General features: G+C 63.0%; 20 protein-coding genes. 9 read left to right on the top strand and 11 right to left on the bottom strand.

The window, feature by feature from the left end; genetic code table 11:
* Positions 1–190: 190 nt before the first annotated feature.
* Positions 191–937, top strand: a complete 747-nt coding sequence (locus EN949_RS02020; protein ID WP_027163143.1) for an acetoacetate decarboxylase — start codon at positions 191–193, stop codon at positions 935–937.
* 47 nt (positions 938–984) lie between these two features.
* Positions 985–2,145 (top strand): patatin-like phospholipase family protein, encoded by a 1,161-nt coding sequence (locus EN949_RS02015; protein ID WP_024503027.1) that lies wholly within the window; start codon positions 985–987, stop codon positions 2,143–2,145.
* Positions 2,146–2,574: 429 nt separating this feature from the next.
* On the opposite strand, the gene EN949_RS02010 is transcribed toward EN949_RS02015, so the two are convergent.
* Positions 2,575–4,176 (bottom strand): inorganic phosphate transporter, encoded by a 1,602-nt coding sequence (locus tag EN949_RS02010; RefSeq protein WP_024503026.1) that lies wholly within the window; start codon positions 4,174–4,176, stop codon positions 2,575–2,577.
* Between the two features lie 124 nt (positions 4,177–4,300).
* Positions 4,301–4,834 (bottom strand): TetR/AcrR family transcriptional regulator, encoded by a 534-nt coding sequence (locus EN949_RS02005; RefSeq protein ID WP_024503025.1) that lies wholly within the window; start codon positions 4,832–4,834, stop codon positions 4,301–4,303.
* A 145-nt stretch (positions 4,835–4,979) separates the two neighbouring features.
* Here EN949_RS02005 and EN949_RS02000 point away from each other — a divergent pair, with 145 nt between their 5' ends.
* Both EN949_RS02000 and EN949_RS01995 read left to right on the top strand, forming a co-directional pair.
* Positions 4,980–6,311 carry an efflux RND transporter periplasmic adaptor subunit gene (locus EN949_RS02000; protein WP_127371043.1) on the top strand — a complete coding sequence of 444 codons (1,332 nt, stop codon included), beginning with the start codon at positions 4,980–4,982 and terminating at the stop codon, positions 6,309–6,311.
* Positions 6,308–9,391: an efflux RND transporter permease subunit gene (locus tag EN949_RS01995; protein WP_013529306.1), complete on the top strand. Its 3,084-nt coding sequence runs from the start codon at positions 6,308–6,310 to the stop codon at positions 9,389–9,391. Before EN949_RS02000 ends, EN949_RS01995 begins: the two co-directional genes overlap by 4 nt.
* Positions 9,392–9,590: 199 nt before the next feature.
* Here EN949_RS01995 and EN949_RS01990 read toward each other — a convergent pair whose 3' ends face one another.
* Complete coding sequence (locus tag EN949_RS01990) at positions 9,591–10,046, bottom strand: L,D-transpeptidase (RefSeq protein WP_013529305.1); 456 nt, start codon at positions 10,044–10,046, stop codon at positions 9,591–9,593.
* Between the two features lie 352 nt (positions 10,047–10,398).
* On the opposite strand from EN949_RS01990, the gene EN949_RS01985 reads away from it, so the two are divergent.
* Together EN949_RS01985 and EN949_RS01980 are read left to right on the top strand one after the other, a co-directional pair.
* Positions 10,399–10,731, top strand: a complete 333-nt coding sequence (locus tag EN949_RS01985; RefSeq protein ID WP_024503024.1) for a hypothetical protein — start codon at positions 10,399–10,401, stop codon at positions 10,729–10,731.
* Between the two features lie 37 nt (positions 10,732–10,768).
* Entirely contained in the window at positions 10,769–10,936 is a 168-nt protein-coding gene (locus EN949_RS01980) for a hypothetical protein (RefSeq protein WP_013529303.1), read from the top strand.
* A 72-nt stretch (positions 10,937–11,008) separates the two neighbouring features.
* On the opposite strand, the gene EN949_RS01975 is transcribed toward EN949_RS01980, so the two are convergent.
* The gene (locus EN949_RS01975) at positions 11,009–11,710 is read right to left on the bottom strand and encodes a response regulator transcription factor (protein ID WP_127367577.1); all 702 of its coding nucleotides are present in this window, start codon (positions 11,708–11,710) and stop codon (positions 11,009–11,011) included.
* 46 nt (positions 11,711–11,756) lie between these two features.
* Between EN949_RS01975 and EN949_RS01970 the strand changes: the two genes are divergently transcribed.
* A complete protein-coding gene (locus EN949_RS01970) occupies positions 11,757–12,530 on the top strand; it encodes a response regulator transcription factor (RefSeq protein ID WP_181172685.1) in 774 nt (257 codons plus the stop codon).
* A gap of 67 nt (positions 12,531–12,597) precedes the next feature.
* Positions 12,598–14,685 carry an ATP-binding protein gene (locus EN949_RS01965; RefSeq protein WP_027163147.1) on the top strand — a complete coding sequence of 696 codons (2,088 nt, stop codon included), beginning with the start codon at positions 12,598–12,600 and terminating at the stop codon, positions 14,683–14,685.
* 114 nt (positions 14,686–14,799) lie between these two features.
* Here the strand turns inward: EN949_RS01965 and EN949_RS01960 are convergent, their stop codons facing one another.
* The 6 genes from EN949_RS01960 to EN949_RS01935 form a co-directional block, all read right to left on the bottom strand.
* Positions 14,800–15,210, bottom strand: coding sequence for a hypothetical protein (locus EN949_RS01960; RefSeq protein WP_127366715.1), 411 nt, complete (start codon positions 15,208–15,210; stop codon positions 14,800–14,802).
* Positions 15,211–15,420: 210 nt separating this feature from the next.
* Entirely contained in the window at positions 15,421–16,731 is a 1,311-nt protein-coding gene (locus EN949_RS01955) for a flavin monoamine oxidase family protein (protein WP_127366714.1), read from the bottom strand.
* A 76-nt stretch (positions 16,732–16,807) separates the two neighbouring features.
* Positions 16,808–17,866: a dipeptidase gene (locus tag EN949_RS01950; RefSeq protein ID WP_127366713.1), complete on the bottom strand. Its 1,059-nt coding sequence runs from the start codon at positions 17,864–17,866 to the stop codon at positions 16,808–16,810.
* Positions 17,867–18,006: 140 nt separating this feature from the next.
* Entirely contained in the window at positions 18,007–18,306 is a 300-nt protein-coding gene (locus tag EN949_RS01945) for a GNAT family N-acetyltransferase (RefSeq protein ID WP_013529296.1), read from the bottom strand.
* Positions 18,307–18,308: 2 nt separating this feature from the next.
* On the bottom strand, positions 18,309–18,929 hold the full coding sequence (locus EN949_RS01940; protein ID WP_027163149.1) for an alpha/beta hydrolase: 621 nt from the start codon (positions 18,927–18,929) through the stop codon (positions 18,309–18,311).
* Positions 18,930–18,933: 4 nt separating this feature from the next.
* Entirely contained in the window at positions 18,934–19,866 is a 933-nt protein-coding gene (locus tag EN949_RS01935) for a VOC family protein (RefSeq protein WP_127371621.1), read from the bottom strand.
* Positions 19,867–20,092: 226 nt separating this feature from the next.
* Here EN949_RS01935 and EN949_RS01930 point away from each other — a divergent pair, with 226 nt between their 5' ends.
* Complete coding sequence (locus EN949_RS01930) at positions 20,093–21,664, top strand: alkaline phosphatase family protein (protein WP_127370938.1); 1,572 nt, start codon at positions 20,093–20,095, stop codon at positions 21,662–21,664.
* Between the two features lie 51 nt (positions 21,665–21,715).
* On the opposite strand, the gene EN949_RS01925 is transcribed toward EN949_RS01930, so the two are convergent.
* Positions 21,716–22,688 (bottom strand): PRC-barrel domain-containing protein (locus tag EN949_RS01925; RefSeq protein WP_245472360.1); only part of this gene is annotated, 973 nt, incomplete at its 5' end.

Raw genomic sequence — 22,688 nt, 5'->3', positions numbered from 1 at the left:
GGGCCGCCTTTGTGCGCCGCACCATGACAGTGCCATAGCCATATGTCGGTGCGATTACAGGATTGAGACGGCCGTCGACAGGCCTCTTGGGCGGCTGTCCGGCGGCTGACACGGCACTGTCATGGTGCCGTGCAACATAATCCGGAGCGCATTCGCGCAGTCATTCCTGAACCAAAATGGGGCTACAGCCTTGCAGATCGCCGATGTCGTGAAGCGCGCCTATGCGATGCCGCTGACCAACCCCTCCTTTCCGCCCGGGCCGTACCGTTTCTTCAACCGCGAATACGTCATCATCACCTACCGCACGACGCGCGAGGCGCTAGAGGCTGTCGTGCCGGAGCCGCTGGAGATCGACGAGCCGCTGGTCAAATACGAATTCATCCGCATGCCTGACTCGACCGGTTTCGGCGACTACACCGAGACCGGCCAGGTCATCCCGGTGCGCTACAAGGGCCAGCACGGCGCCTACGTCCATTCGATGTATCTCGACGACGACGCGCCGATCGCCGGCGGCCGCGAACTGTGGGGCTTTCCCAAGAAGCTTGCCAATCCCAAGATCGTGCATGAAGGCGAGGTCATCGTCGGCACGCTGCACTATGGCAGCGTTCTGTGCGCCACCGGCACGATGGGCTACAAGCACAAGGAAGCCGATCACGGCTCTGTCCTCGCTTCGCTGGCCGCGCCCAATTTCCTGATCAAGATCGTCCCGCATGTCGACGGCACGCCGCGCATCTGCGAACTGGTCCGCTACCACCTCACCGACATCACGCTGAAGGAAGCCTGGACTGCGCCCGCCGCGCTCGATTTGCGGCCGCATGTCATGGCCGACGTGGCGCGGCTGCCGGTGCTCGACATCGTATCCGCCGTCCACTTCACCGCCGATCTGACGCTTGGGCTGGGCGAAGTGGTTCACGATTATCTCGCCGACCGCACCTGAGCTGCACAAGCCTTTCAGAGCCCAAACAGAAGTCGGAGACCAAAGCCGTGCTCGAACGCAATCGCAACAAGGAGGCCACCGCCACCATCGCGGAGATCTCGGCGCAGTATGACCGCGTCGCGCTGGTGTTTCAGGGAGGCGGCGCGCTCGGCGCCTACCAGGCTGGGGTGTACCAGGCATTGGCAGAGGCCGGCTGCGAGCCGAGCTGGCTTTCCGGCGTGTCGATCGGCGCCATCAATGCGGCGATCATCGCCGGCAATGAATCGAGCCGCCGGCTGCAGCGCCTCGAGCAATTCTGGCAGACGATTTCGGGTCGCAAGATCTGGGCCTATACGCCGGAAGGCGACATCTACCGTGATATCCGCAATCGCACCAGTTCGTGGATGACCATGGTCATGGGGCAGCCGGGCTTCTTCAAGCCGCGCAATCCTAACCCCTGGATGGAGCAGCCCGGCGCCGAGGGCGCCACCAGCTTCTACGACACGGCCGAGCTGAAGGAGACGCTGCAAAGCCTGATCGATTTCGACATCCTCAACGACGGCAAGAAGCGGTTGAGCGTCGGCGCGGTCAACGTCCGGACCGGCAACTTCGTCTATTTCGACACCGACAAGGTCCGCATCGAACCGGAGCACATCATGGCCAGCGGCGCGCTGCCGCCGGCGTTCCCGTCGATCCGCATCGAAGGCGAATATTACTGGGACGGCGGCATCGTCTCCAACACGCCGCTGCAATATCTGCTCGACCAGGAAGAGGACCGTTCCTCGCTGGTTTTCCAGGTCGACCTGTTCAGCGCGCGAGGCGTCCTGCCGCGCAGCATGCCGGACGTGCTGTCGCGCCACAAGGACATCATGTATTCGAGCCGCACACGGCAAAACACTGACAATTTCAAACGCATCCACGGTCTCAAGATGCGCCTGCTCGATGCACTGAAACGGGTGCCGAAGGAGTTGCGGACGCCGGCCGAGGAAGCGCTGATCGAGGACTATTCGGACGCCGGCACCGTCAACATCGTGCACCTGATCTATCAGCACAAGGGCTATGAGGGTCACGCCAAGGACTATGAGTTCTCAGGCACCTCGATGCGCGAGCATTGGGAGACAGGGTTGGAGGACACGCAGCGCACCTTGCGCCATCGTGAGTGGCTGACGATGCCGACCAATGTCGACGGTGTGGCCATCCATGACCTGCATCGCGAAGACCCGACGTAGCCAGGCCGGTTATGCCCAACGGTTCAGCGTTGTTGGCCAGGATTCGTTTGAACGGCCATCGCCGACGCTCGAGATTGGCCGACGCCTCCAAACTTCGTCATCCCTGGGCGAAGCAGGAGCGAAGCTCCGTCGCGGAGACCCTGGGATCCATGCCGTGATCTTTGCCACGGAGTGCAGCGGAGCAGAATTCTGCACCGCGGCAACGCTCAGGAGTCGCGGCATGGATCCTATGGTCTGCGCCGCGTCGCTTCGCTCCCTGCTCCGCCACAGGATGACGAAGCGAAAGGCGTTTCGGCCAATTTCCTAGGCATGTTCCACGTCAACAGAAACGAATACGTCTTCGCCCCTTGAACGCAGTGCTCTCTTAAAGAAAAAAGGCAGCGCCGGTCACCCGGCGCTGCCTTTTCTTTGGACGCTTATACGCTCGGCTCAGAACACCTGGCGGAAGATGATGAACAGCACGAAGGCCAGCGTGATCGAGCACGGCAGCGTCAGCACCCAGGCAAGCAGCAGATTGCGCACCGTCGCCCATTGCAGCCCCGAACCGTTCGCCGCCATCGTTCCGGCAACGCCCGACGACAGCACATGCGTCGTCGACACCGGCAGTCCCAGCCGATCGGCCATGCCGATGGTCACCATCGCCACGAGTTCGGCCGCCGCACCCTGGCCGTAGGTCAGATGGCTCTTGCCGATCTTCTCGCCGACCGTGACGACGATGCGTTTCCAGCCGACCATGGTGCCGAGGCCGAGCGCCAGCGCGACGGCGACCTTCACCCAGATCGGGATGAACTTCGTCGCGTTGTCGACGGCCTTGTGATAGTCGGTGACCGCTTTCAGATCGGCCGCCTCCATCGGCAGCAATTGCTTCTTGTCGATCAGCTTGAGCGCTTCGCCGATCAAATAGATGTCGTTGCGGGCGTTGCTGACCAGATCGGTCGGCACCGTCTCGACCGAGGCATAGGGCTGCAGGCCAGCCGTCGTGTTGTGGATGTAGGTCTGCAGCGCAACCGTCGTCTGGTCGCTCCATGTCCTGGTGCGCACGGCATCCTGGACGGCGGCCTTGGCATCGGTGACGGTGACCCCGGGCTTGGCATATTTGCCCAGCGCCGTTTCGACGCTGACCGAGGCAGACTTGTAGGCTTCGAGATAGTTGATGTCGGGGGTGCGGTTCAGCGCATAGGCCGTCGGCACGACGCCGATCAGGATCAGCATGATCAGGCCCATGCCCTTCTGTCCGTCATTGGAGCCATGCGCAAAGCTGACGCCGGTGCAGGTGAAGATGAGCAGGCCACGGATCCACCATGGCGGCGGCGTGTTGCCCTTCGGCGCCTCGTAGAGCGCCGGATTGCGCACCAGCAGCTTCATTACATAGAGCAGGATCGCCGCGGCGAAGAAGCCGATGATCGGCGACACCAGCAGGGTGACGCCGACATTGGTCGCCTGCGACCAGTCGACGCCGCTGGTGGCGCTGCCGGCGGGCGCCATGAACTGGTTGGCAAGGCCGACGCCGATGATCGAACCGACCATCGTGTGCGAGCTCGACGCCGGCAGTCCGAGGAACCAGGTGCCGAGATTCCACAGGATCGCCGCCACAAGCAGCGCGAACACCATGGCGAAGCCCGAGGACGAGCCGACCTGCAGGATCAGCTCGACCGGCAGCAGCGACAGGATGCCGAAAGCGACCGCGCCGCTGGAGGTGAGAACCCCCAGGAAATTGAAGGCGCCCGACCACATGACGGCGAATTCGGCCGGCATCGAGCGCGTGTAGATAACCGTCGCCACTGCATTGGCGGTGTCATGGAAGCCGTTGACGAACTCGAAGCCGAGCGCGATCAGCAAGGCGATGCCAAGCAGGATCCACGGCACGGTCTTGGCCACCGCAAGATCCTGGCTGAGCGCGTAGCCGACATAGGCGATGCCGACGAGCACCAGCACGCCGAAGGCCGGCAGGAACCACTTCGCGCTGCCCGATTGATCCAGCGGATGATCCGGTCTCGGAATGCCCGCCTCGCTAGAAACTATGTCCACCATGTCCCACTCCAGATGCATTGCAGCAAAGAACTGGGAAGACGCTATGTCCGCACGATGAACCCTGTGTGACGCCGGCGAACGCCGCGTTCACGAACAGGCCCGCCGAAAAGCGGGTGGGCGGCGCCTATTTGGCAATCTCGAGCAGGGACGATACCAACAACTGGCGCTCGTCTTTCGACAGGACATCCGAATCGAAGAGGTTCATGCTGCGCAATCCCTCGATGGCGAGATAGCAGATCAACAGCGATTTGAGATCCGGCGTCTCGCCCTTCAGCCGCTCGAAAAGCTGCCGCTTGAAGGTCTTTATCGGCATCATGAAATCGGGATCCTCGGCGATGGCCGAGAAGATCCAGGACGCCGACGGCTGCTTTTCCTCGCAATCATTGGCCGACAGCCTGATGTAGACGGCCAGGGGATTTTCGTCCTTGTCATTTGTGCTGGCGGCTTCCAGCGCGTGCTCGAACTCGCGCAGATAGCCTTCGACCAAACCTTGCATCAATTTGGCCTTGGTCGGGAAATTGTAGAGGAGCCCTCCCTTCGACACGCCGGCACGGCTGGCGACGGCATCCAGCGACAGGCTGCCTGGTCCGGATTCCCGGGCAACATCAGCCGCCGCGGCGAGAATCTTCTCGCGCGAATTCGGTCTTTGGGCTCTCATGGTGCCTCCCATCGCAAGCTTAGGCCCAATTGACAAGACCGTCCAGACGGTACAGGAAGACCGCCATTATTTGAAATCGGGACCCGCAGTCGGTATGTGTCCCGATATCCGCGCTTCGCGCCGGATTTCGACTGAGGGGACTTCCTTGTTCAAGCGCATACTCCGTATCTTTATCATTGTTCTGGTTCTGGCCCTGCTCGTCGTCGTGGTCGGCGGCATCGTCGGCTTCAACTTCCTGCGCGACAACGGCATCAAGCAGTACTTCGCATCGATGAAGCCGCCGGCGGCAACCGTTTCGACGACCATCGCCAAGCCTTCGGCCTGGACGCCAGGCGTCGAGGCGATCGGCACGGTCAAGGCGGTGCGCGGTGTCGACCTGACGGTCGAGACTACCGGTATTGTCAAGGACATCCTTTTCCATGCCAACCAGAAGGTGGCGGACAATGCGGTTCTGCTGCAACTCGATGACGCCGTCGAGCGCGCCGACCTCGACGCACAGAAGGCGCAGGCCGCGCTAGACCAGACCTCACTTGCCCGCGCCATCGAACTGACCAGGCGTGGCGTTGGCTCCGACTCGACGCTGGACACGGCGCGTGCGGCGGCCTCGGCCTCGGCATCCCAAGTCACCAAGCTGCAGGCCGTGCTCGACCAGAAGCAGCTGACGGCGCCTTTCGGCGGCACGGTGGGTATCCCGAAGATCGATGTCGGCCAGTATCTGGCGCCCGGCACCGCCGTGGTGACATTGCAGGACCTCGACACGATGCGGGTCGATTTCACGGTTCCCGAACAGCAACTCGCCTTGCTCAAGATCGGCCAGACGATTCGATTGGGCTTTGGCGGCGAGGACAGGCCATTCGCAGGCGCCATTCGTGGCATAGACCCGAAGATCGACTCGTCCAGCCGGCTGGTGAACATCCGGGCGGAAGTCGCCAATCCCGATGGCAAGCTGACCCCCGGCCAGTTCGTGCAGGTGCGTGTCGAGCTGCCCGAAGAGCAGAACGTGCTGACCCTGCCGCAGACGGCGCTGACGACAAGTCTCTATGGCGACTACATCTTCGTGGTGCAGCCAGCCAAGCCCGCCGAGACAGCGCCAGCTGCCAAGCCGGAGGAAAAACCCGCTGCGCCGGCAGCCGACAAATCGGCTGACGCCAAGCCTGCGGACACCAAGCGGGCCGATGCCATGAAGCCGGCGGCTGATGCAGCCAAGCCTGCCGCCGATGCGGCAAAGCCAACTGACAAGGCTGCCGACGGGGCCAAGCCGGCGGCGGAAGGTGACAAGCCCGCGCTCGTGCTGTCGCAGGTGTTCGTCAAGCCCGGCCGCCGCAATCAAGGCATGGTCGAGATCGTCGAGGGGCTGAAGGCCGGCGACGAGGTCGTCACCGCCGGTCAGAACCGCCTCTTCAACGGCATGTCCGTCGTTGTGGACAACACCATTGACCCGACCAAATCGGCGAACAAGCAGGCCGACCAGCAATGAGCTTTTCAGATCTCTTCATTCGCCGGCCTGTTCTTTCGACGGTCCTTGCTTGCATGATCCTGCTCCTGGGTTTCCAGGGCATCTTCAATCTGTCGATCCGGCAGTATCCGAAGGTCGATGAAACGGCCATCACGATCACCACGGCCTATCCAGGCGCCAGCGCCGATCTGATCCAGGGCTTCATTTCCGCCCCGATCGCCCGCGCCGTCGCCTCGACCGAAAACATCGACTACGTCACCTCGTCCAGCCGCCCGTCCTCCAGCACCGTGACGGTGCAGATGAAGCTCGGCTCGAACCCCGACGTCGCGCTGACCGAAGTTCTGTCCAAGGTCCAGGGCGTGCGCGGCACTTTGCCGGACGCGTCGAAGGACCCTGTCATCGTCAAGGGCACCGGCCAGCAGTTCGCGATGATGTACATCTCGATGCAGAATCCGAACATGACGAAGGAGCAGCTGACGGAGTATATCGAGCGCGTCATCAGACCGCGCATGTCGACGGTCGAAGGCGTCGCCGACGTGCAGATCTTCGGCGCCCAGGAATACTCGATGCGCGTCTGGATCGATCCGGTCAAACTTGCGGCGCGCGGCGTGACCGCCTCCGAACTGCTGACGGCGATCAACAATTCCAACTTCCTGTCGGCGCCCGGCAACACCCAGAACGAATATGTCGTTTCCTCGATCACCGTGCGCTCGACATTGCAGACGCCGGAGGCATTCGCCGAGCTGCCGCTGCGCTCGACCGACGGCAATGTGGTGCGGTTGCGCGACGTGGCTCGCGTCGAACTCGCCGCCGAGAACACCGACACCAGGGTCTCGTTCAACGGTAAGCCAGGCACCTTCCTCGCCATCTTCCCGACGCCGGCGGCCAATCCGCTGACCACGGCGGCTGCGCTCACCAAGCTGGTGCCGCAGATTCAGGAGACACTGCCGAAAGGCATGACGATCGAGGTCGTCTACGACGCGACCGGGCAGATCAGCGCCTCGATTGAAGAGGTGTTCAAGACCATCGGCGAGGCGGTTGCCATCGTCGTCGTCGTCATCCTTCTGTTCCTTGGCTCCTTCCGGTCGGTGATGATGCCGATCATCACCATCCCGTTGTCGCTGATCGGCGTCTGCTTCCTTTTGTTCGCGGTTGGCTACTCGATCAACCTTCTGTCGCTGCTGGCCATGGTGCTGGCGATCGGCCTGGTCGTCGACGACGCCATCGTGGTGGTGGAGAACATCCACCGTCACATGGAAGAAGATCACATGTCGCCGATGCAGGCTGCGTTCAGCGGTATGCGCGAAATCGCATCAGCCATCGTTGCCATGACCATGACGCTGGCCGCCGTGTTCGCACCGCTGGCATTTACCGGCGGCCTGACCGGCGCGCTGTTCCGTGAATTCGCGGTCACGCTCGCCGGCTCGGTGGTGCTGTCGGGTGTCATCGCCATCACCATCACCCCGATGATGTCGGCACGCCTCTTGAAGTCCGGCACGCCGGGCCGTTTCCAGCGCATTGTCGACGGCACCTTCGCGCGCGTCGAGCATGTCTATGAACGCGCCGTCACCGGATCGCTGAACTATCGCCCATTGACGCTGATCATCGTGCTTGCGCTTGTCGGCGTCACCGGCTTCATGTTCACCAAGACCTCGAGCGAACTTGCGCCGGAAGAGGACCAGGGCTTTCTGCTCTCGATTGTGACGGCGCCGCGTTATGCGACGTCCGATTACACCGAGACATACGTCAACCAGATCCTCGGCCTGGTGAAGGATATTCCCGAAACACGGGCGCAGTTCTCGGCCGTCGCCTTCGGCGGCACGACAAACAGCGCCTTCGTCGGCTATGCCTTCAAGGACTGGGCGGAACGCAAGCGCAATTCGAAGGAACTGCAGGCTGACATTACGGCCCGTATCGCCAAAGTGGCCGGTGTCGAGGCCTTCGTCTTCGCACCGCCGACGCTGCCGGGCTCCGGCGGCGGCCTGCCCATTTCCATGGTGGTGCGATCGACCGGCGCTTCCTCGGAAGTGTACGAGGTGGCCGAGCAGATCAAGAACAAGGCGCAGGCCTCCGGCCGCTTTATCGTCGTGCAGAATTCGATGGCTTATGACGCACCGGAGGTGACGGTGACCATCGACCGCGACCGCGCCGCCGCGCTGAACCTGCCGATCGCCGATATCGGCCGCACGCTGACCTTGCTGGTCGGCGGCGCCGAAGTGGCGCAGTTCGACCGCGATTCCAACAGCTACGACATCATCCCGCAGGTGCCGCAGGAGTTCCGCGACGACCCCGACAAGCTCGGCGAATATTTCGTACGCAGCGTGACCGGCGAGATGGTGCCGCTATCGGCGGTGGTCAAGATTTCGACCAATGCGGCGCCGGCGGCGATCGAGCAGTTCAACCAGCTGAATTCGTCGACGATTTCGGCGCTTCCGCTGCCCGGCGTCACCACCGGCGACGGGCTGAAGGCGCTGGAGGACATCGCCAAGGAGAGCCTGCCCGACACGTTCTTCATCGATTATTCCGGTCAATCGCGACAGGAAAAGGAACAGGGCAACACCATCCTGATCGCTTTCGCGGCCGCAGTTGTCGTCATCTATCTGGTGCTGGCGGCGCAGTTTGAAAGCTTCCGTGACCCGCTGATCATCATGATGGCGGTGCCGTTATCGATCTTCGGCGCGATCGTGCCGCTCAATCTGGGCCTCGGCACGCTCAACATCTACACGCAGGTCGGCCTGATCACACTGATCGGTCTGATAACCAAGCACGGCATCCTGCTGGTCGAGTTCGCCAACCAGCAGCGTGAAAAGCATGGCATGCGGCGGCGCGATGCCATCATCGCCTCGGCCAAGGTGCGCCTGCGGCCGATCCTGATGACGACGGCGGCGATGGCGCTCGGCGTTGTGCCGCTGATCACGTCCAGCGGCGCTGGTGCCGCGGCCCGCTATTCGATGGGCCTGGTCATCTTCACCGGCATCCTGGTCGGCACCATGTTCACGCTCTTCGTCGTGCCCATGTTCTACACCTTTATCGCCAGCAAGGACCTGCCTCATCTGGCGGAGAAGCCGGACCCCAAGCTGATGCCGGCACTGCCGAGCTAGGACGGTCTAGGGAGTCCCGCCCAGAAATGCGCGGGGCAAATCGATGGAAACAGAAGAAAAGAGGCCGGGAAATTCCCGGCCTCTTTTCTTTTTGGCTGGGCTCGATACCGCCGGTTTGAACTGTACGCAATACCGCAGCGTTTTCCGGAGGGAGCTTTGAGGCGTGGCAGCATGCTGCCACGCCACCGTTTCCAGCCTGCTACTTGACGATGACGATGCTGGTGTTGGTCGCCCCGAAGGTTTCGACGAGCTGGTAGAAATCGGCGGCGTTGTCGGGGTGCAGCCGCACGCAGCCATGCGAAGCCGGCTGGCCGAGGCGCTTAATCGCATAGGTCGCGTGCACCGCATAGCCGCCGCTGAAGAAGACCGAGTGCGGCATCGGGGCGTTGTCGTATTTCTTCGAATACCACATTTCATGCATGCGGGTCGGCTTGAACGAGCCGGTCGGCGTCACATGGGCCCGGTCGCCGGTGGAGACTTTCCAGGCGAAGGTCGGCCGGCCGTCGACGGAGACTTCCATGATCTGCTGCGAAAGCGAAACGCGCGCCACGATCTTGTTGGCGGCATGCGCGGCGCCCGAGCCGAACAGCAGTGCGGCACCGGTCAGAGCGGCGGCGGCGATGTTGATGAGCTTGGCGGAAATGGCGGTATGCATGAAGAAAATCCCCTCTCTCTGCCGGTCCAGCCGGCTCCAATTCGATGGCTGCTTATCCCAACGTCATGTTTCGGAGAGATTTCGCAAAATGCGCATTTGTGTTTCGAATCTGTTTCCACTGGTTAACAAACGCCAACCCCGTAGAGCCGTCGGTGGCCGCAAGCGAGACCCCTAGCAAGACCAAGGTCAGGAACATGGGTATCCGTCGCTAAACGAAAGTGCGAATTAGCAGTATTCGAAAGGACCGCCGTAGATCTCGAAACCGAACTGCAACAAAGCGAGGTTTCAAGCGGCATGATCCGGATACGGGCCGCAAGCAAAGTTGACGCAACGAAAACAGCCGGTAACGAACATGGGAACGAAATCGAACGCGCTGTCCTGGCTTTTCAGGATCAGCATCGCGGCAGCGGTCATCGGCGGCGTCGGCACGGTTGCCGGCACCCCGCTGACAAGCCTCGGCGCGATGACTTCAGGCGAGATTTCGACCCTGCACGCCGCACTGTTTTTCGCCACGGTCTGGATTGTTTCCAGCCTGCGCATCGCCCGGCTAAAGGCCCTCTGGCGGGTCGGCCTTAGGCTGACGGGTTTGCGCGGCGCCTCCGGCAACTTGCTGCCGAGAGGACCGAAGGCCCGCGCCGAGACGGGGGGTTCCGTGGGCGGCGCGGGCGCTTCGGGGGTATCCTGAAGCGACCCGCAACAAACCATTTTGGGGAATTGGTACGATGAAAACGAAATTTGCCGCTTCGGTGCTTTCCGCACTGCTTTACGCCCAGGGCCTGCTCGGCTTTGCCGGCCTTGCCACCGTGCTGCTCAGGGACCGCGCCCACGCTGGCGAGCTGACCATGGGCAGTGACATGCCGGTAGGTCCATCGCTTCTGCTGGTACGCTGAGCGCCAAGAGCGTCGGGGCCGGAGATGGAAAATCCGATGCCCGAAACCAGAGACTGCGTCAGTGCCCGGCAATCAGTCCGCGAATTGCCGCGGCGGATCGAACCGGTAGCCGGCGCCGCGTATGGTGGTGATGGTTTCGGTGTCGAGTTTGCGGCGCAGCCGCACGATGCGCGAATCGATCGAGCGATCGAAGGCATCGGCGTTTTCGGCAGGCGCCGCGGCGATGATGTCGTCGCGCGTCAAAACCTTGCGCGGACTGGCCAGGAACAGCCTGAGCAGCGCCACCTGACCGGGCGAAAGCTGTTCTTCCGTGCCGGAGCGATGCATGACCATCGCCGATTTCAGATCGACGGTCGCGTTCTCCAGCACGATCAGTTCCTGGGTGCCCCTGCCGCGGCGCGAAAGCAGGCCGCCGACACGGGCGGCCAGTTCACGGACATTGAGCGGGCTCTCGATGACGTCGGCCGCACCAAGCTCCAGCGCCAGCACCTTGTCGACAAGATCGGCCGGGCGGCAGATCAGGATGAAATCCGGTCCGCCCTCACCGCCTCCTCCTTGGCCGCCATAACGTCTGAGCAGGTCCCGCCCCTCCGCCTGGCTGAGGCTGTCGCCGACGACGACGACGTCGATGCCCTTTCCCGACAGCAGAGATTCGGCTTCCCAGGGCTGGCGTGCCTGATGCACGTCATGGCCGCGCCGTTCAAGATGGTCGGCGAGTTCGGTCGCGACCACTTCGGCTACCGAAACGAGCGCAATGACGGATCGTGCGGCCATGTTTTCCAACCGTTCCCTGGCAACCCCGATATGAGTGCTGGACATGATGTTTATACCCAATCTACTTTCCACTGAAAGTGGGAGCGAAAGCATCGTGCGGGCAAGAATTGTCATCGTCGAGGATGAGCCCGACCTGAGGGACGCTGTCGCCGAATACCTTGGCGCCGCCGGATATGACGTGGCCACCGCTGAAAGTGCGGCCGCCGCGCGCAGCCTCGTTGAAACGCAGTCGTTTCATCTTGCCATTCTCGACATCGCCATGCCCGGCGAGGACGGCCTCTCGCTTGGCCGCTGGCTGCGTTCGAAACTGCCGATCGGCATCATCTATGCGACCGCGGCCGGCACCGCGCTCGACCGCATTGTCGGGCTGGAACTCGGTGCCGACGACTACATCGTCAAGCCTTACGAATTGCGCGAGGTGCTGGCCAGGGTGCGCAGCGTGTTGCGCCGGGTTCCCCAGCCCAAAGAGCTGCAGGACAAGAGGGCCGGGGCGGATCGCCGTTCCGTTGCCTTCGGCCCCTTCCAGGCCGATCTCGACGGCAGGCTGGTCACCGGCGCCAATGGCGTGGTGATCGACATGGCCAAGAGCGAGTTCGACGTGCTGGAGATTTTCCTCACCCGCGCCAACCGGCTGCTGAGCCGCGCCGCTATCTCCGAGGCGATCGGTTTCACCGAAGATCCGGAATCGTCACGCGCGGTCGACATTCGCATCATGCGGCTGCGCAAAAAGATCGAGGCCGATCCCGCCAATCCGAAATTCCTGCGCACGGTGCGCGGCGAGGGCTATATCTTCTCGCTGCCGGCCGGCGACGGCAACTGAGCACCGGGCCAGAAGGATGTAGTTGCTCGCCGGCCGAATTGGCGCGACTCCGGAATGACAGCACAAGATGATCGCTGAAGCAGCAAGCACCGATATGCAAGGGTTCAGGCAGGGCGCGGCGATGGCGGCCGTGCGCGTCGTTCGCCGGCTGCGCGAGGCCGGCGACTGGCAGCGCGAGATGGACGGCATACTGGAAACGCTCTGCCGGGCCATGGATTGCCAGCGCGGCATCCTGTTTCGCTTGCGCGAACTGCCTGGCCAGGGCTTCGCCCAATCCGTCGCCGCCTACTGGATCGACCCTCTTTTCGGCGGCGAACTGGCATCACCGACCGTCATCATGCAATCGATCGTCAATTCCGACCCGCTGCTGGAGCGGCTTGCCGAGGACGAGAGGCAAGGCAAGATCTTCGCCGGTCATACGCGCGACCTCGAAGGCTTCCTGAGGACCGATTTCGAGAAGCAGAACATCAAATCGTTCCTCTCGGTCTCGGTCTTCGCGCACGGCCATCTCTGGGGCACGCTGGCGGTCAATGACTGCATCAACGAGCGTGCATGGACCGACGAGGAAGAGGCGACGCTGCACATCATCGCGCTGGCCATCGGCGACGCCATAGAGCGCTCGCCCTCCGACGCCCACGCCAGCGAGGTCATTCGCCGCACCATGCTGCAGGCCTCGCTCGACGCCATTGTCGTCATCGACGAGACCGGCTCGATCATCGAATTCAATCCGGCCGCCGAGAAGATGTTCGGCTTCCAGCGCAGCGACATCCTCGGCAAGGACCTGCTCGATACGATCGTGCCGATCTACTACCGCAAGGGCTACGCCTCAGGAGCCGAATACATGTCCGGCCGCGGCGCGCCGATGGTCGGCCAGCGGCTCGAGACGGTGACCCAGAATGCCGCCGGCGAAGTGTTCCCGATCGAGCTGACGGCCACCGAGATGCGGGTTGCCGACCGCCGCCTGATCTTCGGCTCCATCCGCGACCTGCGCGACAAATTGCGCGCCGAGGAGGAAATCGGCCGGCAACGCGAGAAGCTGCACCAGAACGAGAAGATGGCGGCGATGGGTTCGTTGCTGGCCGGTGTGTCGCACGAGCTCAACAACCCGCTGGCCGTGGTTGTGGCGCAATCGACGCTGCTGCACGAATTCGCCTCCGATCCGCAAACCAAGGTGCGCGCCGAAAAGGTCCGCGCGGCCGCCGAGCGCTGCGGCCGCATCGTCAAGAGCTTCCTGTCGATGGTCCGCCTCCATCCCGCGGCACAAGCCGAGACCGACCTCAACCAGGTGATCCGGGCGGCACTTGAAGTGACCGCCTATGGCGCGCGCTCAAGCGGCATCATCATCGACACCGATTTCGCCGCAGGCCCGCTGCTGGCCATGGCCGACGCCGACCATGTGACGCAGGTGGCGGCCAATTTCCTCATCAACAGCCAGCACGCTTTGGCTGGCATTGCCGGCGACCGGCTGATCAAGGTGCGGACGTTCCGCAGCGACCGGGATCATCCCTGCTTCTCGGTCGAGGACAATGGGCCCGGCGTGCCGGAAGCGATCCGCGGCCGCATCTTCGAATCCTATTTCACCACCAAGCCGGTCGGCGTCGGCACCGGCATCGGCCTGTCGATCTCGAAATCGATCATCGAGCGGCACAATGGCAATGTCTGGTTCGAGGAAGTGCTCCCGAGAGGCGCGCGTTTCGTCGTCCAGCTGCCGGCCATCGTGGCCGGCCTCGCCACCGCCGGCGACAACCAGCCGCGATCGAGCGGCCTGCGCCATGCCTTGATCATCGACGACGAGCCGGATGTCGCCGGCTCGCTCTCCGACATCCTCGAACTGATGGGCATCAAGTCGCGGATCGTGCCGGTCTGGGAATCGGCCGCCGCCACCTTGAGCGGCCATATGCCGCCGGACATCGTTTTTTCGGACCTGCGCATGCCCGGCGTCAGCGGCATATCGATCTATCGTGAGTTGCTCGCCGAAAAGCCCGATTTGGCGCGGCGTTTCGTGCTGGTCACCGGAGACCTGATCGGTGCCAAAGCCGAAATCGAAGCCTTGCCGGCGCACCAGCGACCGCAGATTCTGGAAAAGCCGTTCAGCACGCTGGATGTGCGCAGCGTGCTCTCCGCCATCGCCGAACAGGCGGCCTTGAAAGGATAAAAAAAGAGGCTCCCGGGGGCGGGAGCCAAAAGGAGCGCACTGGAGGGCGCTCGGGGAGGTCAGAGCATGGTCCACAAAACGGGAACGGTTTTCGGGATCATGCTTCGACGGAAATCAGAAAATATTCGGCGTGCCGGTCAACGGCGCGGCATTGGCGATCATGCGGATCGCCCGGCTTTTGTGTGTTCCGGACTGTTCGGCGATGGCGCGCAGGCAATCCATGCTCTCGGCACCCCAGGCCTGGCCCTTGCAGGCGAAGTCGGTCAACGGCACCGGCAGACGCGCGGTCCTGGTCGTCGTCTGCGCGCCGTCGATGAGATTGACCGGCGGATTCAACGAAGCGAAGGCCGGCCCGATTGTCGGCGTGAACGCCATGCCGACGAAGGCGCAAGCAGCCAGCACCATGAACATCGCCATGGGGTGGTCGCTGGCCCGCTGGCGCAGCGCCAGTTTCGGACGGCGGTCATTGCGCTCTGGAGCCTGAAGGCGGCTCTCGCCGCGGATCGTCTGGATTTTCGCATGCATTACCTTCCCCTTCGCTGAGTTTCTTTTGGCGGTGAAATGAACTTATCCGCGCTCTGTAACGGTGATGGGGTGGCGAAGGATTGGCACTGTAACGAATTCGAAACAGCATTTCGGGCGAAGTCGGGCAAAATCGGGTATGGCTTCGACGGCGCCAGGGCTCGAGGCGCAACTTGACCGATCTTACCGAACAGTCTTTCGAAAAGATCAGGCTCAGCCCGGAGCTTGAAGCTCGGCAATGATCTTGTGCGCGGCGATGCGCCCGGCAATGATGGCGCCCTCGACATACCCCGGAAACGATGGCGAGAGTTCTGAAGAGGCGAGATACACCGGCGGTGCGCCGGCAAGGATCGTTCGCTCGGCGCCTGTCGCTGTAACATCGACAATAAGATCGCTGTACGCGCCGCCGCTCCAGCGATCTCCTATCCAGTCACGCAAACTGAAATCGATGACGTCACCGGCGTCCGGACCAAGGGCTGCCTCCAGCCGGCCGGTCACCTCCGCACGCAGTTCCGCCTCGCCGAGGTCGCGCCAACGCAGCGCGAGCGAGCCGCCGGCGAACACGACGAGCGCCGCATGCTCCGCATCCTTGCCGGCGTCGCAGGCAAACAGCCCCGGCGGCTCGAGCCACATCACCATGCCGCTCAAACCCCGCGCCCGCCAAAACGGTTTGGCATAGCGCACCAGGATCTTGATAGCCGCGCCGCTTTCCCAGGCGCCGAGTGCCCGCCCCAGTCCGGCCGGCAAAGCGGGGGCAAAGGCGAGCTCCGTCACCTTCGCCGGCGGGACGGCCACCAGAACCGTGCGCGCCTCGACGGCACCCCCGGCCGAAACGACAAGAACACCTTGCGAACTGTGCTCGATGCGCGTGACCGGCTCGCTTAGCCGCAACCGATCGCCAAGGTCTCGGGCCAGATCGTCGGCCAGCGAATGCATGGTTTCGCGCACAGAATATTGCAGTTCCGTCACCTCGTTGGTGACCCGGCGGTCATTGCCGATCAAATACCAGAGAGGAATCTGGTCCAGCGCCATGCACCAGAGACCTTCGATCATCGAACGGAAAGCCATCCTTGCATCGGCCGAATCGTGCTGGCAGGCAAGCCAGTCGGCGACGGTCAGTCCGGCAATCGAGGCATCGTCCGGATCGATCCCGTTCATGCGCTCGCGGATCGCCATCGCGGCATGATAGGTCCGCTCTGCTCGTTGTGCGGACATCGTCGGCTGGGTGATGAAGTCGCCATCGACATGGGTTTCAACCAGCGTCTTGCCGCGCGCCTCGACCATGGCCATCAATTCCGGCATGTCCTCGCACAGGAACTGGCCACCACTATCGATGCGTTCGCCAAGTCCGTTCAGTCGGGACTCCACGCGTCCGCCGACGCGGTCGCGTGCTTCGAGCAGGATGAAATCGATGCCGGCCTTCTTCATCTCAAGCGCCGCCGACAGGCCGGTGAAACCCGCACCGACGATGACGACATCGGTTCGCTCGAATTCGCCGCCCTCATCCGTGAAGGTCTTCAGCATTGCCGGCTATCCACCCAATCGCATCCGGCTTTCACCGACGAACTATGTCCTTATCGACATATGCCGCAGGCTGTCTCTAACCTATCGTTTTCCCGAGCATATTGAGCCAGTTGCGATAGGCGATTTTTTCGATCAGCGCGCGGCCGAAACCGCGTGCCGCCAATGCATCGATCAGCTTCGGCAGGCCGGCGACATCGCCGATGACGGCCGGGATCATGGCGCCGTCGAAATCGGAGCCAAGACCAACGCCGTCCTCACCCAGCGCCTGCAGCAGCGAATCGATATGGCGCACCATGATATCGAGGCTGGTGTCGGCATTCATGCGACCGTCCTCGCGCAGGAAGCCGGTTGCGAAGTTCAGCCCGACCATGCCGCCGGTTTCGCGGATCGCGCCGAGCTGCCAGTCGGTCAAGTTACGCGAATGGCCGCAGATCGCGTGCACGTTGGAATGGGTCGCCACCAGCGGCGCATCGCTGAGTGCGGCGACATCGCGAAAGCCCTTCTCGTTGAGATGCGACAGGTCGATCATGATCTTCAACTGGTTGCAGGCCTTGACCAGCGCCTTGCCGGCATCGGTCAGGCCAGGGCCGGTGTCGGGCGAAGACGGGAAGCGGAACGGCACGCCGTGGCCAAAGGCGTTCGGACGGCTCCAGACGATGCCGAGCGAGCGCAGGCCGGCTTCATGCAGCACGTCGAGCATGGTGAGCTCGGGATCGATCGCCTCGACCCCTTCGATGTGGAACACCGCCGCGATCGACCCTTGCGCCATGGCGTTGCGCACATCGCCGGCGCTGCGGCAGACGGTGAGCGCTCCGGCCCGTTCCAGCCTGAACAGGATCGAGGCCATCGCGATGGTCGAGGTCAGCGCCTCATCGCGGGGAACCTCGGGCGGCAGCGGTTCTGCGGCGCCCGGCGCCAGGGGCACGGCGCCGCGCCTGGATTTCTCGACAGGCGGCGGAAAGATGGCGAACATGCCCCCGGCGAAGCCGCCGGCTTTCGCGCGTGGCAGGTCGATATGGCCGCCCGATTTCCCCTCGATGAACAGTTTTTCGACGTCCGTGTCTTTCGACTGATGGAGTCTGAGCAACGTATCGTTGTGGCCGTCGAAGACGGGAACGAGATCGGTTTCGGTCATTGGGGGATCATTCGGTTCGTTTGTCGGCGCGGCTAAGATATATCCTATCTACTTAGGCAGGATGCGCCACCCGCGCAAATGCCAAAGCCGCCCCGGTGGGATGGCAGCCGCTTACCGCGCCGTTTCCAAGCAACGAATCCCTACCGCTTCAGCACGTCGGCCCATTCCTGATGGCGGCGGAACTGGGCGTTGGCGAACGGGCAGAGCGGGATGATCTTCTTGCCCGCCGCACGCGCATCCTCGACGGCGCGGGTGACAAGCCGAAGCCCGGCACCCTGGCCGCGAAAGACGTCCGGCACTTCGGTGTGGTCGATGATGATCTGGTGCTCACCGATCTTGGTGAAAGTCATCTCGGCCTCGGCGCCATCGGGTCCACGCAGGACGTAGCGGCCCTTGGAACCGCGATCCTCAAGTTCGATCTCAGGCAGTTGGTCAGGCATTGCTATGCTCCTTGGGCAGTATCGGCAAAGAACCGCCGTGCCGCCTCGATCTCGTTTGGCCGCACCTCGTGCCCGCCATCGTGCCATTCCACTGTGACATCGGCGCCGTCGGCACGCAAATAGGCCTCGAGCCGCGTGGTCAGGTTCGGTGGGCAGATCGGATCGCGCTTGCCGGCGGTCACCAGGATATGGCGGCCGGCGAGGCTGCCCTTGACCTCAGGTTCGAACGGGATCAGCGGATGCATCAGCACCGACGCGTCGAACAGCGCTGGAACCGCGAACACCACCGAGGCCAGGACATTGGCGCCGTTGGAATAGCCGAGACCCAGCACGGCCGATGGCTTCGCTGCTTCAACATGGGCCTTGACGAAGCCCGCCATCTTGGTCGTCGCCCGCGCCAGGTCGTCCATATCGTAGATGCCCTCGGCGGCGCGGCGAAAGAAGCGCGCGGCACCTTGTTCCGACACATCACCGCGCGGCGAGACGATGGTTGCCTGGGGCGCGAGATCGCGCCCCAGCGACAGAAGCTGATTCTCATCGCCTCCCGTGCCATGGAAGACGAACAGCAATGGACCGCCCGGCGAACCGGGCAGCACCTTGTGGATGTAAGCGTCCTTGCTCATGGCCTCAGCCTTCCAACTTCTGCAGATGCTGTTCGAGATAGGGCCGCAGGTGCTGGTGCTGCGTCGGCAGCTTCAGCGCCTCGCCCAGATGAGCGGTATCCTCGTCGCGATCGAATCCCGGCTCGTTGGTGGCGACTTCGAACAGCACGCCACCCGGTGTGCGGAAATAGATCGCCCAGAAGTAGTCGCGGTCGATCACCGGCGTCACTCCATAGCCGGTATCCATCAACGCCTTGCGCACTTCCAGCTGCCTGGCGCGGTTCTCGACCGCGAAGGCGACGTGATGGACGGAGCCGGCGCCGAGATCGGCGAAGGCCGTGCTCGGCAGCGATTCGATGTCGATGACATCGGCGCCATTGCCGTTCTTCACCGCCAGCCGCCTGAGATTGCCGGACTTCTCGATTTCCTCGTACCCCATGAACTTCAGCAGCTCTTCCGTGGCGCCGCCATCCTTCAGCCTGAGCGACACGGAATGAAAGCCTCGGATCGCCTCATCCGTGGGAACGCCGCCTTTCGACCAGGGTGCTCTGCTGTCGCTCTTGCACTCGACCAGCGCGAGGCCGTCACCATCCGGTCCGGCAAAAGCCAGGCGCTTCTCACCGAAGGTTTCTTCGCGCGAGAGGCCGGTGACGCCCTCATCGGCAAAGCGTTTTTCCCAATAGCCAAGCGTGCCTTCCGGCACCGAGTAGACGGTGGTTCCGACTTCCCCGACCCCATGCCGGCCCTTGCCGATGTCGGGGAAGGGGAAATAGGTCATCACCGAACCCGGCGTGCCGGCCTCGTCACCGTAATAAAGATGGTAAACATCAGGCGCGTCGAAATTGACGGTCTTCTTGACCCGGCGCTGACCGAGTTTCCTGGTGAAGAAATCGTTGTTCTGGCGGGCATCCCTGGCCATCGACGTAACGTGATGCAGGCCCTTGATCTGGTCGAGCATTGTCTTGCTCCTTCCCTTGGTACATGTGCGGCCCTCGCCGCTGTCCACGCCAATATGAGGACCAGGGCAGTTTCCGCAAAGGCGGCAAACACAGAATGGACTGTGTCATAAAAGTGAACGATGGAACAAGGTTCGTTCACCAATTGGCTCGCAGGTCAGACTTGCGCCATGGCCAGAATTCGGTTCCATAAACGGCGTTCGACATCCCGGGACAAAGGTATCGTGAGTGAGTGGAAAAGCCAGGCGGCCTAACATTCTCCTGATCACAGGCGACCAGTGGCGTGGCGATTGTCTGTCCGCCGCCGGTCATCCGGTCGTGCAGACGCCGCATGCCGACGCTTTGGCCGCGGAGGGCGTGCTGTTCAAGCGGCATTATGGCGGCGCGGCGCCCTGCTCGCCCGCCCGCGCCTGCCTCTACACCGGCCTCTACCAGATGAACAACCGCGTCTGCCGCAATGGCACGCCGCTCGACGCTCGCCACGGCAACATTGCGCTTTCGGCTCGCGCCCTGGGCTATGATCCGACGCTGTTCGGCTACACCGATGTGTCGCTCGATCCGCGCCTGCTGGCGCCAGGCGATCCGCGGCTGCAAAGCTATGAAGGCGTGCTGCCGGGCTTTACGGTGCGCCAGTTGCTGCCCGAGCATCAGAAGCAATGGCTATCCTGGCTGGAACTACAAGGTGTCGACGCCAGCGCCGGATCCCCCGACATCCATCGCCCGGTGGCCGACGGCGCGGTCGGGACCACCGTCAGCAACGCGCCGCCCGTCTACTCCGGGCAGCAAACCCCGGCGGCCTTCCTGACCGGCGAATTCGCGCGTTGGCTTGGCGAACAGGAGCACGCCGCGCCGTGGTTCGCGCATCTTTCCTTCATCAGCCCGCACCCGCCCTTCATAGTGCCGGAGCCCTACAACACAATGTACGATCCGGCTGACGGCCCGGCCTTCCGGCGCGCGGCAAGCTGGCAGGAGGAGGCGGAAAACCATCCCTATCTAGCCTATGATCTCGGCCGGCAGAAACAGATGAAATTCCGCCCCGACGCCAGCGGCAAGGTGCACGACTGGAGCGAAGACGATTTTCGCGTCCTCCGCGCGATCTATTACGGCATGATTTCCGAGGTCGACGCCCAGCTCGGCCGCATCTGGCAAGCGGTCAAGGCGGCCGGCGCGTGGGACGACACCATCATCGTGCTGACCTCGGACCATGCCGAGATGATGGGCGACCATTTCATGCTGGGCAAGGGCGGCTATTTCGACGGCAGCTACCACATTCCGCTGATCATCCGCGATCCGCGCCACGGCAAGGCGGCCGGCGGCAAGGTCGACAGCTTCACCGAAGCGGTCGACATTTTGCCGACGTTTCTCGACCTGCTCGGCGAAGAGCCCGCGCCGCATCTCGACGGCAGGTCGCTGAAGCCGTTCCTGAGCGGAGAGGTCCCGGCGGCGTGGCGCGATGCCGCGCATTGGGAGTTCGATTTCCGCTCGGTTGCCGCGGGCGAGGCCGAACGCCATTTCGGCATCGCCTCACGCCAATGCAATCTCGCCGTTATCCGCACGGAACATTTCAAATATGTGCATTTCGGCGGCAACCTGCCGCCGCTGCTGTTCGATCTGGAAAACGATCCGGACGAATTGGACAACCTCGCGGCCGACCCCAGCCATCTCGCCGTGCGGCTGGAATTCGCCGAACGACTGCTCGCCTGGCGGGCCGAACATCTCGACCAATCGCTGGCACTGGCCGAATTGGCCGAGAACGGCCTCGTCGGCCACGCCGCTGGCCTGCCTCCACGCCACACATGAACACAGGCCCGCATCGTTGCCGGCGCGGGCCTGTATCCGACTGGGTGGAAACTACCTGACGATCATGCGCTGCTGATCGCGCTTCTCGGCATAGCTGCCCTTGTCATAGGCGGTTTGTGCCTCGAGCTGTTCCTTGGTGAAGGTCGTGTACAGGTATTTGTTGCCCGCCTTGTCGGTCATGAATTTGAGATTATCCATGCCGACCGCGACTTCCTTCTCGCCAATGCCGAGGAAGCCACCGACATCGACGATCACCGCATCGGCCTTCTTGTCGGGCGCAAGCACGACATCGCCGATCTCGCCGACCTTGGCGTCGTTGGCGCCATAGACAGTCGTGCCCTTGAGGTCATCGGCGCGAATCTCACCAACCGGCATCTCGGTCAGCGTCGACTTGTCGATGGCTGCGGTCTTTGTCTGGTCCGGAGCCGAGGCATCGGGGGTCGTGGGCGCCGGAGCCTGTGCCGTCTTGTCGGACGGAGCGACGGCAGGGGCTGCGGCGGGCGCGACTGCTGCCGGCGCATTCGAAGCCGTCGTTGCCGGCGCCGGGTCATAGGCCTTGCGGTTGAAATCCGGCTGCGCCTGCAATTCTTCCTTGGTGGTCTGGGCGACCAGCCAGCGGTCGCCATTCTTCTCGGCCCACTGCGCCTTCGAGAAGTCATAGGTGACGTTCTTGGCGCCAAGGCCTAGGAAACCGCCGACGCCGATGACCAAGTACTGCGCCTTGCCATCCTTGGTCAGCACAATGTCGTTGACGTCGCCGATGTTCTGGGCGTCATCGCCGGTGCCGTTGTAGACGTTTTCCCCGATGATGTTGGTGGCGAGATTGCCGTCGGCGCGCTTGACTGGTTCTGCCGAAGCGGCGTTCATGTCGACAGGCTTTTGCGCTGTGTCCGTCGTCGCGGGTGCTGCCGGCGCTGTTGCGTCGGTCGATGCCGCAGGTGCTGGGGTCGGGCTGTAAGGCTTTTTATCGAATTCTGCCTGCGCCGTCAGTTCGTCCTTGGTCGTCTGGGCCACCAACCAGCGG

Source organism: Mesorhizobium sp. M7A.F.Ca.US.007.01.2.1 (assembly GCF_003998165.1).
GTDB classification, from domain to species: Bacteria; Pseudomonadota; Alphaproteobacteria; order Rhizobiales; family Rhizobiaceae; genus Mesorhizobium; species Mesorhizobium ciceri.
This window is presented reverse-complemented; position numbering and strand designations above follow the sequence as displayed.

Bases quoted from the DNA above. Each gene is read 5' to 3' on its own strand.
- EN949_RS01975 (WP_127367577.1), bottom strand. From the start codon at position 11,710: ATGGCCGCACGATCCGTCATTGCGCTCGTTTCGGTAGCCGAAGTGGTC.
- EN949_RS01945 (WP_013529296.1), bottom strand. From the start codon at position 18,306: ATGCCTGACCAACTGCCTGAGATCGAACTTGAGGATCGCGGTTCCAAG.
- EN949_RS01995 (WP_013529306.1), top strand. From the start codon at position 6,308: ATGAGCTTTTCAGATCTCTTCATTCGCCGGCCTGTTCTTTCGACGGTC.
- EN949_RS01935 (WP_127371621.1), bottom strand. From the start codon at position 19,866: ATGCTCGACCAGATCAAGGGCCTGCATCACGTTACGTCGATGGCCAGG.
- EN949_RS01980 (WP_013529303.1), top strand. From the start codon at position 10,769: ATGAAAACGAAATTTGCCGCTTCGGTGCTTTCCGCACTGCTTTACGCC.
- EN949_RS01990 (WP_013529305.1), bottom strand. From the start codon at position 10,046: ATGCATACCGCCATTTCCGCCAAGCTCATCAACATCGCCGCCGCCGCT.
- EN949_RS01950 (WP_127366713.1), bottom strand. From the start codon at position 17,866: ATGACCGAAACCGATCTCGTTCCCGTCTTCGACGGCCACAACGATACG.
- EN949_RS01960 (WP_127366715.1), bottom strand. From the start codon at position 15,210: ATGCATGCGAAAATCCAGACGATCCGCGGCGAGAGCCGCCTTCAGGCT.
- EN949_RS02010 (WP_024503026.1), bottom strand. From the start codon at position 4,176: ATGGTGGACATAGTTTCTAGCGAGGCGGGCATTCCGAGACCGGATCAT.
- EN949_RS01985 (WP_024503024.1), top strand. From the start codon at position 10,399: ATGGGAACGAAATCGAACGCGCTGTCCTGGCTTTTCAGGATCAGCATC.
- EN949_RS02005 (WP_024503025.1), bottom strand. From the start codon at position 4,834: ATGAGAGCCCAAAGACCGAATTCGCGCGAGAAGATTCTCGCCGCGGCG.
- EN949_RS01955 (WP_127366714.1), bottom strand. From the start codon at position 16,731: ATGCTGAAGACCTTCACGGATGAGGGCGGCGAATTCGAGCGAACCGAT.
- EN949_RS01970 (WP_181172685.1), top strand. From the start codon at position 11,757: ATGTTTATACCCAATCTACTTTCCACTGAAAGTGGGAGCGAAAGCATC.
- EN949_RS01940 (WP_027163149.1), bottom strand. From the start codon at position 18,929: ATGAGCAAGGACGCTTACATCCACAAGGTGCTGCCCGGTTCGCCGGGC.
- EN949_RS01965 (WP_027163147.1), top strand. From the start codon at position 12,598: ATGATCGCTGAAGCAGCAAGCACCGATATGCAAGGGTTCAGGCAGGGC.